The following is a 16,076-nucleotide window of genomic DNA, read 5'->3' as shown; positions in this document are numbered from 1 at the left end:
CGACGATGTCCAACCTCGCCCGCCGCCTGGCAGAGCGCGACGCCGAGATCGGCGTGATCGGCCTCGGCTATGTCGGCCTGCCCCTGGCCCTCGCCGCCGTGCGGGCGGGCTTCCGGGTCACGGGGTTCGACATCAATCCGGATCGCGTCGCCCGGATCAACGCGGGCGAGCCGGTCATGGCCCATCTGGACACGGACGGGTTGCGTGCGGCTCTCGCGACCGGGCGCCTCCGGGCGACGGCGGACATGACCGGGTTGTCGCGCCCCGACGCGATCCTGATCTGCGTGCCGACGCCCCTGACGCGTCAGCGCGAGCCCGATCTCTCCTACGTCGAGGCCACCGCGCGGGACATCGCGGCGACGCTCCGGCCCGGTCAGCTGATCGTGCTCGAATCGACCACGTGGCCCGGCACCACCACGGAGGTTCTCAAGCCGATCCTGGAAGCCACCGGGCTCCGGAGCGGGCGCGACTTCCACCTCGCCTTCTCGCCCGAGCGCGAGGACCCCGGCAACAGCCGTTACGCCCTCGCCGACATGCCCAAGGTCGTCGGCGGCGACGGGAACATCGCGCGCGATCTCGCCTGCCTGCTCTACGACGGCATCGTCGCGCGGACGGTCCCCGTCTCGTCTACCGCCGCAGCGGAGGCCGTGAAGCTCACCGAGAACATCTTCCGCGCCGTCAACATCGCCCTCGTGAACGAGCTGAAGGTCGTCTACGACGCACTCGGCATCGACGTCTGGGAGGTGATCGAGGCCGCGGCCACGAAACCCTTCGGCTTCATGCCGTTCCAGCCGGGGCCTGGCCTCGGCGGCCATTGCATCCCCATCGACCCGTTCTACCTGACTTGGAAGGCGCGGGAGCACGACGTCGTCACGCGGTTCATCGAACTCGCGGGCGAGATCAACCGGCGCATGCCCCACTACGTCGTCGAGCGCCTGGCGCTCGCTCTCGAACGGCAGCTCGGCCGGCCCCTGCGCGGCGCGCGCATCTTGCTGGTCGGCATGGCCTACAAGCGCAACGTCGACGACGTGCGCGAGAGCCCGGCCCTCAAGCTGATGGACCTGATCGAGGCGCGCGGCGCCGACGTGACCTTTCACGATCCTTTCGTGCCGGTGATCCCACCGACCCGGGCGTTTCCCCACCTCGCCGGGAGACGCTCGACCGACATCAGCCCGCAGATCCTCGCCAGCGCGACGGCCGTCCTCATCGTGACGGATCACGACGGTGTCGCATACGAAACCATCGTCCGGCACGCACGACTTGTCGTCGACACGAGGAATGCCTGCGCGAGAGCCGGCCTCGCTTCCGAAACCGTCTTCAAGTGCTGATCGGCGTTTCCCGGCCCTCGAAGGGCCGGCTCATGACGGTCCGATCCGATGCCCTGACTGGATGGCCCGGTGCCCGCACGAGGGGAGGGGCGGGGGCGCCCGCAACGAAGGTCGAGCGGATCCACGGGCGCACCCCTCTTGGATTGCCGCACCGACCGGCCCGGTCCGTTCCGGCCTGCGTCCGCCCTCAGGAAGACCCGGCCCGGGTGCGCTCACGGAACCCGAGGTGCACGATGCCGCCGGAGCCCTCACGGTCTCGAACGCTGCGATGCGGACACGACCCTCGGTGAACGGGCTGTCGGCTTCAAGCGCGCCGCGAGTTCACGGTGATCGGCTCGCCAGCAAATAGAGCACGACGAGCCCGAGCAGGACGGAGAGCAGCTTCCAGAAGAGGACGGGATGTCGCTCCAGGAGGGGTGCCCGCCGCACGCCCGGCAGCGACGGATTCGGGTGGCGCAGGTCGTACACGAAGGCGGAGAGGGCCTCGTAGCGGTGGGACGGGTTCGGATGCACCGCCTTGCGCAGAGCCGCGTCGACGTAGGGCGGCAGGCCCGGGCGCGCGGCGGCGACGGAGACGTAATGCAGGCGCCGAGCCCGGGCCTCGCTGAACGCGCGCGAAGCCTCGGCGCCGTAGGGTAGGCGCCCGGTGAGCATCTGGTAGGCGATGACGCCCACCGAGAAGAGGTCGGCGCTCTGCGTCGCGGGATGGCCGGCGAGGCATTCCGGCGCGGTGTACTGGACCGTTCCGAGCAGCGGCTCGTCCACCGCACCCTCCTCGGCGAGGCCGGCGACCCGGGTCGAGCCGAAATCGATGATCCGCACGGTCCCGGCCCCGTCGATGAGGATGTTCTGCGGGCGCAGGTCCCGATGGACCATCTCCCGCCGGTGCAGGGCGCGCAGGCCGCGGGCAACCTGCTCGACGATCCGCCGCACCTCCTCCAGATCCGGTTCCGGATGATCGCGCATCCACTGCGCGAGGGTCTGGCCCTCGACATACTCCATCACCGTGTAGAGGTGGCTCCGTCGGCGGGTCTGCGGAGGCGCGCTCAGCACGTGCGGGCTGTCGACGCGCCGCGCGATCCACTCCTCCATCACCAAGCGGCGCAGGCCCGCGGGATCGCTGCGCAGCTCGGTCGAGGGTACCTTGAGGGCGACCGTCGCGCCCGTCTCCGGATCGGCCGCGAGATAGACGTGGCTGCGGTGGCTCGCATGCAGCGTGCGCAGTACCCGGTAACCGTCGAAGAGGGTCGGCGGATCGAGGAGCGGGGCCGGCGGCAGCTCATCGCCCCTGCCCGAGAGCTCGATCGGCTCCCCGTCCGGAACGGAATCGACGCGCACGATCTGGACGGTGAGATTGTCGCCACTGCCGTTCTCGTAGGCAAGATTGGCAATCGTCCGGGCGGCCCGGTCAAGATCGTCGCCGTGGCGGGCGATGGCTGCGACGACGGCCTCGGGCCGCAGATGCTCGTGCACGCCATCCGTCGTCAGGACGAAGACGTCGCCCCGCTCGATCCCGACCGTGTGGTGGTCGATCTCCACGTGGGACGACGCGCCGAGCGCCCGGCCGAGATAGGATTCGCCCGGTGAGAGGACGACGCGGTGATCCTCCGTGAGAATTTCGAGCGACCGGCCGATCACGCGCGCGATGCGGGCGTCACCCACGTGGAAGACGTGGGCGGTCCGCGATTTCAGCACGAGCGCACTGAGGGTGGTGACGTAGCCCCGGTCCCGGCTCCCCTCGGGATCGTGCAGGTCGCGGTTGCGCCGCGTCTCGGCGTGGAGCCAGGAATTGGCGGCGGCGATGACGCGGCGCGCCGACAGCTTCACCGGCCAGGTGTCGGGCGTGTCGTAGTAGTCGGTGAGGAAGCTCTTGACCGCCGTCTCGCTGGCGACGTGGCTGACGGCGCTGCTGCCGATCCCGTCCGCGATCGCGACCGCGGCGCCCTTGAGCGCCAGGGTGGGGCGCTCGGGGATCAGGGCGCCGTGGAAATCCTGGTTGGTCGCCTTGCGGCCGCGCTCGCTGTGCTGCCCGAGGGAGAGCGTCAGGTCTGAGGGCATCGCGAGCCTCGGCGGGGCGAGCCCCGGGCCATGCGGCCCGAGGTCCTTCCGGTCAAGCCCGGGATCAGGCCGCGAGGCGGCGCTCGGTGCGGATCGCGGTCCGCTTCGGAGCGGTGCGGACGTGCGTGGTGTAGAGCGTCAGGCCGGTGAAGGCGAGGCCGCCGACGAGGTTGCCCAGCACGGTCGGAATCTCGTTCCAGAAGAAGTAGTCGGCGATCGAGAAATGGCCGCCCATCAGCAGTCCGAAGGGGAACAGGAACATGTTCACCACCGAGTGCTCGAAGGTCATGTAGAAGAACACCATGATCGGCATCCACATGGCGATCACCTTGCCGCTGACGGTGGTGGAGATCATGGCGCCGACGACGCCGGTGGAGACCATCCAGTTGCACAGCATGCCGCGGATGAAGATCGTGAACCAGCCGCCCATCCCGTGCGCTGCGTAGCCGACCGTGCGACGCTCGCCGATGCCCGCGATGTAGGTGCCGACCTGATCGGGGGGCGAGGTGAAGCCGAAGGTGAAGACGAAGCCCATCATCAGGGCCACGGTCAGGGCGCCGAGGAAGTTGCCGAGGAAGACGAGCCCCCAGTTGCGCAGCACGCCGCTCCAGGTCACGCCCGGCCGGCCGTCGAGCAGGGCGAGCGGCGCCAGCACGAACACGCCCGTGAGCAGGTCGAAGCCGAGCAGGTAGAGCATGCAGAAGCCGACCGGGAACAGGGCGGCGCCGAGGATCGGGATGCCGGTCTGCTGCGTGATGGTGACGGCGAAGACCGCGGCGAGGGCCAGGATGGCGCCGGCCATGTAGGCGCGGATCACGGTGTCGCGGGTCGACATCAGGATCTTGGATTCACCGGCATCCACCATCTTGGTGGCGAATTCTGCAGGCGCGAGATAGGCCATGTCGTGTCCTTGTCGGTTGAGAGCTTCTGCAAAGCGTGCCGGCGTCGCCGGGCAGGATCCCGGCATCCGGCCGCGCTCCGTTGCGCGGCTTGCAGCAGGCGTGCTGGGCGGGAAGCCTGCACGACGCCTGTCGGCAGCCCGCAAGGCAAGATCCGGACCCTTTGCGGCCGCGGACTCCTCAGCGCCCTCTGAGCCCGTCCTCGGACGCGCGGGTCCGGCCGCTCTGGCCTCGCCCCGACGGGCCGGGTTTACTGGACGCGTCGCGACGCCGGATCGATCGGGCTCGCGCGTCGACGGGTGGAATCCGATGGATGCTCTGCCGGCCTTCGTCGGGCTGTTCGTCACCGCGCTAATCGCCGGCACGTTCCTGCCCTTCCTGCCCGGCTCTTCCGAGATGGCCATGGCCGGCCTCATGGCTGCCCAGGCCGGAAGTCCCGTCGCCCTCGTGGCGACCGCCGTTGCCGGGAACGTCACGGGCGCGACCGTCAACTACCTGATCGGCCGCAATCTCGCCGGCCTCGCGGGGCGCCGCTGGTTTCCCCTGTCCCCGGCCACCCTGGACAAGGCCGCGGCCTGGTTCGAGCGGTACGGGGTCTGGGCATTGGCCCTGTGCTGGCTTCCGACCTTCGGTGATGCCGTCACGACCGTCGCCGGGCTCCTGAGAGCCGATCTCCGCCTCTTCCTGCCCTTGGTCCTGCTCGGCAAGCTGTTCGGTCACGGAGCGGTCGCCCTCGGCCTGACCTGGCTCATCGGCACCTGACCCGCGGGACGCGAGGGCGGCGAGGAGCGGTTCGGCGGCGGCGGCGAGGAGCGGCACGGCATCGGAACCTTCACCCGGACCCTCCGCTTGTCCGGGTGCCGCAGCGCATCGACGGTTGACCGCAGCTTGATGACCTCGCTCGTCCCGCCGTTCGAGGCGCAGAGACCCTGCCGCATCCTCCTCGTGGCCACCATGCGCAACGAGGGACCCTACATCCTCGAATGGCTGGCCTATCACCGCGCCATCGGCTTCACGGACATCGTCGTCTGCACGAACGACTGCGTCGACGGATCGCCCGCCCTGCTCGACCGGCTCCAGGCGCTCGGCCTCGTCACCCATCTGGCGCACGCCGTCGGCCCGGACGACAAGCCGCAACTCGCGGCCTACGCACGGGCGGAGGCGCTGCCCGTCCTCGCCGAGGCAGCCTGGATCATGGTCCTCGACGCCGACGAGTTCCTCAACGTCCACGTCGGGGAGGGGCGCGTCACGGACCTCATCGAGGCCGTTCCGGGGTGCACGGCCGTCCTCGTCAACTGGCGCGTCTTCGGCAGTTCCGGCCACCATGCGTGGTCGCCGGACTTCGTGACGGAGCGCTTCACCCGGGCGGCCCCGCGCGGGCACGGGGTGAACCGGCCCTACAAGACGCTCTTCACCAGGGCCGGGGCGTACGGGTGCAAGCTGCTGCCGCATCAGCCCCGCTTCCCACGTCCCGAGGCCCTCGGCACGCTCCGCTACGTGAACGGGGCCGGCGACGTGCTGCCCGCCTACTTCCACGACGAATCGCGGAACGAATTCCTGCAATCGGAACCGGGCGCGGTCTCCTGGAGGCTGGCTCAGGTCAACCACTACAACACGCGCTCCTGGGACGATTACGTCGTCAAGCATCGCCGGGGCGGAGGCCTGAACATCGACTGGGATCGGGATGCGAACTGGCCGGTCTTCGACCGCAACGAGGAGGAGGATGCGACGATCGCGGGCAGGCTGCCGGCCGCCCGTACCCTCTACGACGCATTCCTGGCGGATGACGGCGTACGGGCCTGCCATGCGCGCTGCTGCCGTCTCTATGGGGCGCATGTCGCCGCATCGACCCCTTCCGCGATCCGGCCCGGGTCGCAGGCCCCCGCCGGCACCTGAGGAGCCCCGACCGTGGCCGAGCCCTTCACCTTCGGCATCCCGCTGATCGCCCGCGAGGCCGCAGCCGACTGGCCCCTCGTGACGGCGCTTCTCGGCCTGACCCTGGCCTCCGCCGCCGCGCAGACGGACCGCTCCTTCCGCATCGTCATCGCCGCCCATGACGAGCCGCCCCTTCCGTGCCTCGCCGACCGGACGACCATCCTTGCCGCCGACTGGGCCGCCGCCGACGTTCGGGCGGACAACCTCGACAGCGGGAGGAAGAAGCACGCGATCGCCCGGCACGTCCTCGCCCAGGGCGGCGGCCTGCTGATGTTCCTCGATGCCGACGATTGGATCGACAGGCACTTGGTCGAGATCGCCCGGGCCACGATCCCGCCCGACGCGCTCGGCGGATACATCGCCGAGGGTTTCGCCGCCGACATCCGGTCCCTGCGCGCCACCCCGCTTCCCGATCCGGAGATCTTCGACGGCGCGTTCCACCGTCTCTGCGGCTCCAGCATCGTGGCTCGGCTCATCCCGGACTCTGCGGATCCGCTGCGGCGCGACCCGCACGCCGCGCTTCACGAGCATTACCGCTGGCCGGAAACCGCCCATGAGCGCGGAGCGAAGGTCGTCCGCCTGAGGGCGACCGGCGCCTATGTGGTCAATACCTCCGCCAATCACTCGGAGACCCACGGTCCGTACAGCGCCTGGCGGCGCGACATGAGCGCCCGCGTCGGACGGACGGGCTTCCCGTTCGACGAAGCCTTCCTGTCCCGCTTCGGCCTGACGCCGGATCAGGTCGGCGGCCTTCTCCGTCGAGGCAGCGGGGAAGCCTAGCCCCGGGGTCTGGGCCGGGCCTCCGGCCAATCTGCCGAGCCGCTCGCCGGACCTTTCCGCTCGGCACGAATGCTTGGATTTGCAAAGTGAATTATCAAACGTTCTGGAAGTGCGAGGGCACAGTACGTTATATTGTCTTCCTGCCGCGCTGAATTCTCGCGAGGGCACGAGGCCCGTCCGGAGGGGCGGCCCGGCCGCAGCGAGACGACTTCCCGAGGAAGGACGGTGCGATGACGACGCTGCGTGCGATCTTCGCCCACCACGTCGGAACACGTCCGGAGGTGCGGACGGTCTCGGCACAGGATCTCCGGTTCGCCCTGGCCAAAGGCGTCGAGGACTTCCTCGCGATGCCGACGCACGTGCTCTTCGTGATCGCGATCTATCCGGTCGCGGGCCTGATCATCGCCACCGTGACGTTCGAGCAGGATCTGATCCCGCTCCTGTTCCCCCTCGCGTCCGGCTTCGCGCTGGTCGGCCCCTTCGCGGCGATCGGCCTCTATGAACTCAGCCGGAGGCGGGCGGAGGGCCTCGATCCGAACTGGGCGCGCGCCTACGCGCCGCTGCGCACCCACGCCTCCGGGCCCATCCTCGCGGTGGGCCTCCTGCTCACGGCGATCTTCTTGGCTTGGCTCGTCGCCGCGATGGGGCTCTACTGGACCCTGTACGGCACCGACAGGCCCGAGACGATCCTCGGTTTCGTGGCGGATGTGCTCACGACGGCGCGCGGGTGGGCGCTGATCGTCGTCGGCAATCTCGTGGGCTTCGCGTTCTCGCTGCTCGCTCTCGCGATCAGCGTGATCTCCCTTCCCATGCTCGTCGATCGCAACGTCGACGCCCTCGCGGCGATCGAGACCTCCCTGGACGCCGTGCGGACCAGCCCACGCACCTTCCTGATGTGGGGCTTCATCGTGGCGGGGCTCCTCGTCGCGGGAATGCTTCCGCTCTTCGTCGGCCTCGCCGTGGTGCTGCCCATTCTCGGGCACGCGACGTGGCACCTCTACCGGCGGACCATCGCCCCCTGAGGGGAGGGAAGGCATCGGACATGGCGCCCGTCCTCGTACTGATCGCCGTCGGATCGATCGCCTTCCATCTCCTCAGCCCATGGTGGTGGACCCCGATCGCCTCGGATTGGGGCTACATCGACGCGACGCTGATCATCACCTTCTGGATTACGGGCATCGCCTTCACGGCGATCGTCCTGTTCATCGCCTACTGCCTCGTCCGCTTCCGTCACAGGCCGGGCGCGCGGGCGGCCTACGAGCCCGAGAGCCGCCGCCTCGAGGTCTGGCTCACCGTCGTGACGGGGCTCGGCGTGGCGGCCCTCCTCGCGCCGGGCCTCGTCGTCTGGAACCGGTTCGTGAGCGTGCCGCCGGGCGCCTCCGAGGTCGAGGTCGTCGCGCAGCAATGGCGGTGGGCGTTCCGCCTGCCGGGCGCGGACGGGCGCCTCGGCGCCGCGAACATTCGCCATGTCGGCGAGGAGAACCCCCTCGGCCTCGACCCGGAGGACGCGGCCGGGCGCGACGATGTCGTCATCGACGGCGACCTTCATCTGCCCCTCGGCAGGCCCGTGAAGGTCCTGCTGCGCTCCGTCGACGTCATCCATAACTTCTACGTGCCGGAATTCCGGGCGAAGATGGACATCATCCCGGGCACGGTCACGTATTTCTGGCTGACGCCGACCCGGGTCGGCACCTTCGACGCCCTCTGCAACGAGGTTTGCGGCGTCAGCCACTACGCGATGCGCGGCCGCGTCGTCGTCGACGCCGAGCCCGACTACGCGTCGTGGCTCCAGCGCCAGCGGACATTCGCCCAGCTTCCGGCGGGCAGGGGGCAGCGGCGCGTCGCCGCCCAGCAAACCGCCCCGTCGGACCGATGAGGAGGCGCAGCCGATGGCCGACGCTCAGCTGGGAACCGCCGGGCCCCTGCCGGGGGCGGAGAGCGAGGACGTCGAACTCTACCATCCTCACAGCTGGCTGACGAAGTACGTCTTCAGCCAGGACGCCAAGATCATCGCCATCCAATACGCGTCGACCGCCCTCGCGATCGGCCTCGTTGCGCTGGTCCTGTCATGGCTGGTGCGGCTTCAGCTCGGCTTTCCGGGCGCGATCTCGTTCATCGGACCGAAGGAATACTACCAGCTCATCACCATGCACGGGATGATCATGGTGATCTACCTGCTGACGGCCCTCTTCCTCGGCGGGTTCGGCAATTACCTCATCCCGCTCATGCTCGGCGCCCGGGACATGGTGTTCCCCTACGTCAACATGCTGAGCTACTGGATCTATCTGCTGGCCGTGCTCGTCCTCGTGGCGAGCTTCTTCGCGCCGGGCGGCCCGACCGGCGCCGGCTGGACCCTCTACCCGCCGCAGGCGATCCTCTCCGGCACGCCGGGCCAGGAATGGGGCATCGTCCTGATGCTCCTCTCCCTGATCCTGTTCATCATCGGCTTCACGATGGGCGGCGTGAACTACGTCGTGACCGTGCTCCAGGCGCGGGCGCCCGGCATGACCCTGATGCGGATGCCGCTCACGATCTGGGGCATCTTCACCGCCACGATCCTGGCGCTCCTCGCCTTTCCGGCCCTGTTCGTGGGCGCCGTGATGATGCTCCTCGACCGCCTCCTCGGCACGAGCTTCTTCATGCCGGCGATCGTCGAGGCCGGGCAGCGCCTCCGCTACAACGGCGGCAGCCCGATCCTCTTCCAGCACCTGTTCTGGTTCTTCGGCCATCCGGAAGTCTACATCGTGGCGCTTCCCGCCTTCGGGATCGTCTCGGACCTGATCAGCACCCACGCGCGCAAGAACATCTTCGGCTACCGGATGATGGTCTGGGCGATCGTCGCCATCGGAGCCCTGAGCTTCGTGGTGTGGGCGCACCACATGTACGTCAGCGGCATGAACCCGTATTTCGGGTTCTTCTTCGCCACCACGACGCTCGTGATCGCCATTCCGACGGCGATCAAGGTCTACAACTGGGTTTTGACGCTCTGGCGCGGGGACATCCACCTCACGCTGCCGATGCTGTTCGCGATCGCCTTCATCGTGACCTTCCTGAACGGCGGCCTGACCGGTCTCTTCCTCGGCAACGTGGTGGTCGACGTGCCCCTCTCCGACACGATGTTCGTCGTCGCGCATTTCCACATGGTCATGGGCGTCGCGCCGATCCTGGTCATCTTCGGGGGCCTCTATCACTGGTACCCGAAGGTCACCGGCCGGATGCTCGACGAGCGGCTGGGGCAATTGCACTTCTGGGCCACGTTCCTCGGCGCCTACGCGATCTTCTTCCCGATGCACTATCTCGGGTTGATGGGCGTGCCGCGCCGCTATTTCGACATCGAGGGCCTGAGCTTCGTCACACCCTCGGTCGCGACGCTCAACGCCTTCATCAGCGTCGTCGCCCTCCTCGTCGGCGCCGCCCAGATCGTGTTCCTGTACAACCTCGTGCGCAGCCTGACGCACGGCGCCCCGGCCGGCCCCAACCCGTGGCGGGCCACCACCCTGGAGTGGCAGACCCCCGAGACGCCGCCCCCGCACGGAAACTGGGGCGCGACCCCGCCCGTGGTCTACCGCTGGGCCTACGATTACAGCGTGCCGGGCGCGGCCGAGGACTTCATCCCCCAGAACCAGCCGGGCCGCGCTCCCGGGCCCGCACCGGTATGAGGACGCGATGACCCTCGTGCTCCTCTATCTCGCCGTTCTCGCCGCACTGTCCGCGCGGTGGCTGTCGCGTCAGCGGCTCGCCTCGAAGCCGTGGCTCGAGACCGGGATGACGCTCGGCGTGCCGGCAGGCCCCCCACCGGTCGCGCCGGCGAGGCTCGGCCTCGCGGTGCTCCTCGCGGCGATCGGCCTGCTCTTCGCCCTTCTCGTCGCCGCCTACACCATGCGCGTCCCGCGGGAGGCCTGGCAGACGCTGCCCGATCCGGGCATCCTGTGGTCGGTGACCGGTCTGCTCGCGCTGGCGAGCGTCGCCCTGCACGGCGCCGAGCGCGCGGCGAGCCGGGGCGAGCGTGACGGCCTCCTCCTCGCGCTCGCGGCCGCAGGCACCGCCACGGCGGGATTTTTCGCGTGGCAGTGGCTCGCCTGGCGCCGGCTCCTCGACCTCGGGGCCGGACCCGGCTCGGACGCCGGCGCCGCCTTCTTCTACCTGCTCACGGCCCTGCACGGCCTGCACGTCGCGGGCGGGGTCGCCGCCCTCGCGGTGATCGCCGTGCGCGCGCTCAGGGCGGCCGACCCGCGCGACCTGCGCCCGGCGGCGTTCCTCTGCGCCGTCTATCTCGACGCCCTCCTGGCGATCTGGCTCGTCCTGTTCGGTGTGCTGTACCGGACGCCCTGGTCGGGCTGGATCCTCGCCCTGTGCGGCCCCCTGTGAGACCAGCGAGAAGAGCATGACCGGCTTCGCGTTCCGATCCGTCGCTCCCGCCGAGACCCGGCCGAGTCAGTGGCGCCGGCTCTCGCGCGAATGGTCGGCCGACCGGCAGGCCTTCGGCGGCGCATCCTGGCGGAAGGCCATGATGTGGATCTTCCTCCTGAGCGACACCTTCGTGTTCGGCTGTTTCCTGCTGTCGTACATGACGGTGCGGATGTCGACGACCGTGCCCTGGCCGAACCCGAGCGAGGTCTTCGCCCTCGAGATCGGCGGCACGAAGATGCCGCTGATCCTGATCGCGATCATGACCTTCGTGCTGATCTCGAGCAGCGGAACGATGGCGATGGCGGTGGCCTTCGGCTACCGGCGCGACCGCGTCAGGACGGCGCTGCTGATGATCGTCACGGCCCTGCTCGGGGCGACCTTCGTCGGCATGCAGGCCTTCGAGTGGACGAAGCTGATCCACGAGGGCGTGCGCCCCTGGGGCAATCCCTGGGGGGCCGACCAGTTCGGCTCGTCGTTCTTCATGATCACGGGCTTCCACGGCACCCACGTGACGATCGGCGTCATCCTGCTCGCCGTCGTCGCCCGGAAGGTCTGGCGCGGGGACTTCGAGACGGGCCGGCGCGGCTTCTTCACGAGTCAGCGCGGGCGCTACGAGAACGTCGAGATCCTCGGCCTCTACTGGCACTTCGTCGATCTGGTCTGGGTCTTCATCTTCGCCCTGTTCTATCTCTGGTAGGAGACGTCCGATGTCCGCCGGCACGGCAGGGGGCCCGGAGCAGGCCCACCCGATCCGCCTCTATCTCCTCGTATGGGGGTGGCTGTTCGTGCTGAGCGGCTGCTCGTACCTCGTGGATTACTTTCACCTCCAGGGATCCCTGCGGTGGTTCCTGATCCTGCTGTTCATGATCGTGAAGGCCGGCCTGATCGTCGCGGTCTTCATGCACATGGCCTGGGAGCGCCTCGCGCTCGTCTACGCGATCCTCGTTCCGCCCGCGGCGCTGCTCGTCTTCGTCGCGATCATGACGTTCGAGGCGAGCTACACCCTCCTCAACCGCCTGGCCTTCGCCGGGCTCGGCTGACCGGAACGGCGTGCTTCCCCCGGCCGGGCCGGCCCGTGGGCTCGCAAAGGGAGGGGCCTCGGGGAGGGGCCTCGGGGAGGGGCCTCGGCCGAAACCGCTCCCCGCATCATCGGCCGAGCGGCTCTCGAGGCGGCGCGGCGGCGCTCGCACGGAGCCGGGCGCCGCGGCCGAGCGTCGATCCGACAGGGGGCTTCGATCCGCGCTCGGTCGCTCCCCGCGGCACCGGCGCGCCGGTCCGCGATGCGGCGACAGACCGTCCGGTCGCACAGAGCCACTGCACGGCCTCCGCCAGGGCGCCGGCGATCGGGGCCGGCCGGTAGCCGAGGGCGGTGCGGGCGGTGCGGTCGTCGACGCGCGCGGCGCGCAGGGCGAGGCGGACGCCCTCGCGCGTCGCGGCCGGCGGCGCGCCGGTGACGTGGTCCGCCACCCATTCGGCGAGTCCGGCGACCGGAAGGGCGAGGCTCGCGGGAAGGGTGAGGCGCGGCATCCTGCGGCCCGACACGCGCTCCACCTCGGCGAGCAGATCGCGCAGGGCGACGGTCTCGCCGCCCAGGACGTAGCGCTCGCCGGGCAGCCCGTGGTCGCCCGCGAGGGCGAGGCCGGCCGCCACGTCGCGCACGCCCACGAGGTTGAGGGTGCAATCGAGATAGGCGGGGGTCCGGCCGGCGAGGAAGCGGGCGAGCATCGCGGCCGGCGGGGTGAGGTTGCGGTCCTCTGCCCCGATGGGCACGGTTGGGCTCGCGATCACGACGTCGAGCCCGTCGCGAGCCGCCGCGAGCGCGGCCGCCTCGGCCGCGTGCTTGGATCGGGTGTAGGGCCCGGCCATGGCCGAGAGCGGCGGCAGGCGCTCGGCCAGCAGCACGGCCTCGGTCGAGCAGTGGACGACGCGCCGCACCCGGGCCGCGGCGGCGGCCCGAAGCACCCTCTCGGTTCCGCGGGCATTCACCTCGGCGAGATCCGCCCGGCGCCTCACCCAGAGGTGCGAGATGCCCGCGACGTGGAAGACCCGATCCACGCCGCGCATCGCGGCCTCAAGGTCGCCGCCATCGAGGATCGAGCCGCGCCGGAACGCGGCACCCTCCGGCCTCCCGTCCGGATCCGCGACGTCGAGGATCCGCACGTCGAAGCCCTGCGAGAGCAAGCACTCAACCAGATGACGGCCGATGAAGCCGCAGCCTCCGGTCACCAGGGCCCGGGCCATCGCACACCCCCTTGCATGTCGCACATCTTCAACTGTTCACCCATACTCGGCCGTGCGAACCCGCATTTGCGAAGACCGGTCTGCCAGTGCGGTACATGACATGGAAGTCTTGTCAAAACGCGCCTAGACTTCCCGTACTCCTTTCGGCTTAGAGGCATGGATGGTCGACGGGACTGTCTCTCGGCGCCGGCTGCGCATCCTCCTGTCGGAAGGCGGCAGCACGTCCGCCCGGGAAGCCATCACGGCCCTGGCGCTCGCGGGCCACGAGGTGTCCTATTGCGATCCCGAGCGGGTCTGCCTCGGGCGGTTCTCGCGGCTCGTCGCCCGCCGCTACCGCTGTCCTCCCCTCGGGTCCGAGCCGGAGAGCTACCGCGTCTTCGTGCGCGACCTCCTCGCGACCGGCCGCTTCGACGTCCTCCTGCCGATCCACGAGCAGGGCTACCTCTTCGCCCGGATCGCCGACGAGGTCAGGCCGCACGCGGCCCTGGCGGTGCCGCCCTTCGAGAGCTACGCGCGCCTCCACTCGAAGCTCGGATTCAGCCGGTTGCTCGATGCGCTCGGCCTCTCGCAGCCGCGCACGACGATCCTGGAGGACGGGCGGGAGGTCCGCCGGCTGGAGGATTACCCCTTCGTGCTGAAGGCCGCGCTGGGCACCGCGAGCCGCGGCACCTGGATCGTCCGCGACGCGCCGGCGCGGGACCGGGCCGCCGCCGAGCTCTCCGCCGCCGGCACCGGCCTGCCCGTGCTCGTCCAGGCCTGGATCGATGCGCCGCTCGAACAGGCGCAGGCGGTGTTCCAGGGGGGGCGCCTCGTCGGCTTCCACGCCGCGCGCCGCCTCATCGAGGGCGGCGGCGGGGGGGCGGCCCTCAAGGAGAGCGTCGCCCGCCCTCAGGTGCTCGCCGACATGGCCCGGATCGGAGAGGCCCTGGCGTGGCACGGGGCCCTCTCGCTCGAGTACTTCCTCGATGCGAGCCAGCGCCCTCTCTACATCGACGGCAACCCGCGGCTCGTCGAGCCGATGGGAGCGGCCCTGTCGGGCCTCTGCCTGACCGATCTGCTGATCGGCGTCTCGCTCGGCGAGGCGCCCGCGGGCGTCGCCACGAGCCGGCCCGGGATCCGCACCCGCCTCGCCCTCCAGGCCCTGATCGGCGAAGCTCTGCGCAGCGGATCGCGAGCCGCCCTGCTGCGCACCGGCCGCGACCTCCTCGCCCGGCGGGGCGCCTTCGCGCGGGCCGAGGAGGAGCTGAGCCCGGCCGGCCTCGATCCGCCGAGCGCGATACCCGTCGTCGTGGCGGCCCTATCCCTGCTCGCGCGTCCGAGCCGGGCCGCCGCCTGGACCCGCGGGGGCTGGAGCCGCCATCTCCTCACTCCGGAGGCCGTGCGGACGATCGAGGCCATGCGGTGAGGGCGCCTCGGTCGGTGGGCCAGCCCGGGCCTCGCCGCAGGGCATCCTCCCTTGGCATGCGGCGCGCGCAGACGAGGCTGCGCCGGAACGGGCTAGGATGGGCGGTCCGTGGCGGACCGGAAACTGCGCCGGAGCAGGGTGGTACCCCGCGTTCGAGCAATCCGGTCGATCGGGAGCCGGCGATGACGATAGGGCGACGCGTCCCCCCGCGCAGGCGGGCTTCCGCATGATCTGGCGGGCGCTCATCCTCATCCTGACCGTCCCGGTGGCGATCTGCGCCGCGGCCTGCCTGGCATGGCTGCTGCTCGCCAGCCCCGTCCTGCTCCTGGCCGGCTATCTCGGCTGGATGCCCCGGACCCTCGCGATCGACTACGCCACCTTGCCCGCCCTGTTCCTGGCCCTCTGCGCGGCGTTGCAGAGCATCGTCCGCCTGATCGTGTCCCGCCTGGACGACGAGTTGCGCACGGGTAACTGGATCACGTTCTGGTGGCGGCTCTGGTGGAGCCGTCTCAGCTGATCGCGGCCGCTCCCATCGCCGCGGCGCCCCGGCCCTTGATCGGACCGGACATCGCCCGGTTCGTGGCGGCAGACCGTAGGGGAGGGGACCCGGGCTCAGCGCCGGAAGCGGCCCCCGCCGTGGAAGCCCCTGCCCGCGACGGCACCGCGGCCGCCATAGACGCCCCGCCGGGCATAGCCACCGCCGCCGCGGTAGACGCGGCCGCCATAGGCCCGGCGTCCGTACACGGCGCCCCCGCGATACACCGCGCCGCCGCGATACACCGCGCCCCCGCGGTAACCGTAGGCCCCGCGCGGACCGTAATAGGCGCCGTAGGCATTGGGCCGGCAGGATCCGTAGGGCCCGCGATGGAATCCGGGACCGCAGCCCTGAGCCGCTTCGGCGGATCGCAGGCCGACCGGGCCGGGCGCCAGGAGGCCGGCGAGCGCGAGGCCGAACGCCAGGATGGTCGCTGCGGCTGATCTGCGTGGCGTCATCTCCTGCACTCCCACTCTGCCCGCGCG

The 16,076-nt window shown here is 70.4% G+C and carries 16 protein-coding genes; 12 read left to right on the top strand and 4 right to left on the bottom strand.

Features of this window, described 5'->3' with window-relative positions; all coding sequences use genetic code 11:
* The first annotated feature begins 5 nt into the window (after positions 1 to 5).
* Positions 6 to 1,328 carry a nucleotide sugar dehydrogenase gene (locus J2X36_RS21410; RefSeq protein WP_310353559.1) on the top strand — a complete coding sequence of 441 codons (1,323 nt, stop codon included), beginning with the start codon at positions 6 to 8 and terminating at the stop codon, positions 1,326 to 1,328.
* A gap of 321 nt (positions 1,329 to 1,649) precedes the next feature.
* Here J2X36_RS21410 and J2X36_RS21405 read toward each other — a convergent pair whose 3' ends face one another.
* Together J2X36_RS21405 and J2X36_RS21400 are read right to left on the bottom strand one after the other, a co-directional pair.
* Positions 1,650 to 3,386, bottom strand: a complete 1,737-nt coding sequence (locus J2X36_RS21405; protein WP_310353556.1) for a bifunctional protein-serine/threonine kinase/phosphatase — start codon at positions 3,384 to 3,386, stop codon at positions 1,650 to 1,652.
* 64 nt (positions 3,387 to 3,450) lie between these two features.
* On the bottom strand, positions 3,451 to 4,287 hold the full coding sequence (locus tag J2X36_RS21400; RefSeq protein WP_310353554.1) for a formate/nitrite transporter family protein: 837 nt from the start codon (positions 4,285 to 4,287) through the stop codon (positions 3,451 to 3,453).
* 307 nt (positions 4,288 to 4,594) lie between these two features.
* On the opposite strand from J2X36_RS21400, the gene J2X36_RS21395 reads away from it, so the two are divergent.
* The 9 genes from J2X36_RS21395 (at position 4,595) to J2X36_RS21355 (ending at position 12,450) form a co-directional block, all read left to right on the top strand.
* On the top strand, positions 4,595 to 5,047 hold the full coding sequence (locus J2X36_RS21395) for a YqaA family protein (protein ID WP_165937851.1): 453 nt from the start codon (positions 4,595 to 4,597) through the stop codon (positions 5,045 to 5,047).
* Between the two features lie 129 nt (positions 5,048 to 5,176).
* On the top strand, positions 5,177 to 6,181 hold the full coding sequence (locus J2X36_RS21390; RefSeq protein WP_310353549.1) for a glycosyltransferase family 2 protein: 1,005 nt from the start codon (positions 5,177 to 5,179) through the stop codon (positions 6,179 to 6,181).
* Between the two features lie 12 nt (positions 6,182 to 6,193).
* Positions 6,194 to 7,000 (top strand): glycosyltransferase family A protein, encoded by an 807-nt coding sequence (locus J2X36_RS21385; protein ID WP_310353547.1) that lies wholly within the window; start codon positions 6,194 to 6,196, stop codon positions 6,998 to 7,000.
* 230 nt (positions 7,001 to 7,230) lie between these two features.
* Positions 7,231 to 8,022, top strand: a complete 792-nt coding sequence (locus J2X36_RS21380; RefSeq protein ID WP_310353545.1) for a DUF2189 domain-containing protein — start codon at positions 7,231 to 7,233, stop codon at positions 8,020 to 8,022.
* Between the two features lie 20 nt (positions 8,023 to 8,042).
* A complete protein-coding gene (locus J2X36_RS21375; RefSeq protein ID WP_132254060.1) occupies positions 8,043 to 8,876 on the top strand; it encodes a cytochrome c oxidase subunit II in 834 nt (277 codons plus the stop codon).
* A 13-nt stretch (positions 8,877 to 8,889) separates the two neighbouring features.
* Positions 8,890 to 10,659: a cytochrome c oxidase subunit I gene (gene ctaD, locus J2X36_RS21370; protein WP_310353542.1), complete on the top strand. Its 1,770-nt coding sequence runs from the start codon at positions 8,890 to 8,892 to the stop codon at positions 10,657 to 10,659.
* A gap of 7 nt (positions 10,660 to 10,666) precedes the next feature.
* Entirely contained in the window at positions 10,667 to 11,368 is a 702-nt protein-coding gene (locus J2X36_RS21365) for a cytochrome-c oxidase (RefSeq protein WP_310353539.1), read from the top strand.
* A gap of 16 nt (positions 11,369 to 11,384) precedes the next feature.
* The gene (locus J2X36_RS21360) at positions 11,385 to 12,107 is read left to right on the top strand and encodes a heme-copper oxidase subunit III family protein (protein ID WP_132254054.1); all 723 of its coding nucleotides are present in this window, start codon (positions 11,385 to 11,387) and stop codon (positions 12,105 to 12,107) included.
* A 10-nt stretch (positions 12,108 to 12,117) separates the two neighbouring features.
* Positions 12,118 to 12,450: a cytochrome C oxidase subunit IV family protein gene (locus J2X36_RS21355; RefSeq protein WP_310353534.1), complete on the top strand. Its 333-nt coding sequence runs from the start codon at positions 12,118 to 12,120 to the stop codon at positions 12,448 to 12,450.
* A gap of 106 nt (positions 12,451 to 12,556) precedes the next feature.
* On the opposite strand, the gene J2X36_RS21350 is transcribed toward J2X36_RS21355, so the two are convergent.
* The gene (locus tag J2X36_RS21350; protein ID WP_310353531.1) at positions 12,557 to 13,651 is read right to left on the bottom strand and encodes an NAD-dependent epimerase/dehydratase family protein; all 1,095 of its coding nucleotides are present in this window, start codon (positions 13,649 to 13,651) and stop codon (positions 12,557 to 12,559) included.
* Between the two features lie 160 nt (positions 13,652 to 13,811).
* Between J2X36_RS21350 and J2X36_RS21345 the strand changes: the two genes are divergently transcribed.
* Together J2X36_RS21345 and J2X36_RS21340 are read left to right on the top strand one after the other, a co-directional pair.
* Positions 13,812 to 15,056, top strand: coding sequence for an ATP-grasp domain-containing protein (locus tag J2X36_RS21345; protein ID WP_310353529.1), 1,245 nt, complete (start codon positions 13,812 to 13,814; stop codon positions 15,054 to 15,056).
* 226 nt (positions 15,057 to 15,282) lie between these two features.
* Positions 15,283 to 15,573: a hypothetical protein gene (locus J2X36_RS21340; protein ID WP_132254048.1), complete on the top strand. Its 291-nt coding sequence runs from the start codon at positions 15,283 to 15,285 to the stop codon at positions 15,571 to 15,573.
* Between the two features lie 95 nt (positions 15,574 to 15,668).
* On the opposite strand, the gene J2X36_RS21335 is transcribed toward J2X36_RS21340, so the two are convergent.
* The gene (locus J2X36_RS21335; RefSeq protein ID WP_132254046.1) at positions 15,669 to 16,049 is read right to left on the bottom strand and encodes a GCG_CRPN prefix-to-repeats domain-containing protein; all 381 of its coding nucleotides are present in this window, start codon (positions 16,047 to 16,049) and stop codon (positions 15,669 to 15,671) included.
* Positions 16,050 to 16,076 lie beyond the last annotated feature (27 nt).

The sequence above is a fragment of the Methylobacterium sp. BE186 genome, assembly GCF_031457035.1.
In the GTDB taxonomy this organism is placed as follows: Bacteria; Pseudomonadota; Alphaproteobacteria; order Rhizobiales; family Beijerinckiaceae; genus Methylobacterium; species Methylobacterium segetis.
This window is presented reverse-complemented; position numbering and strand designations above follow the sequence as displayed.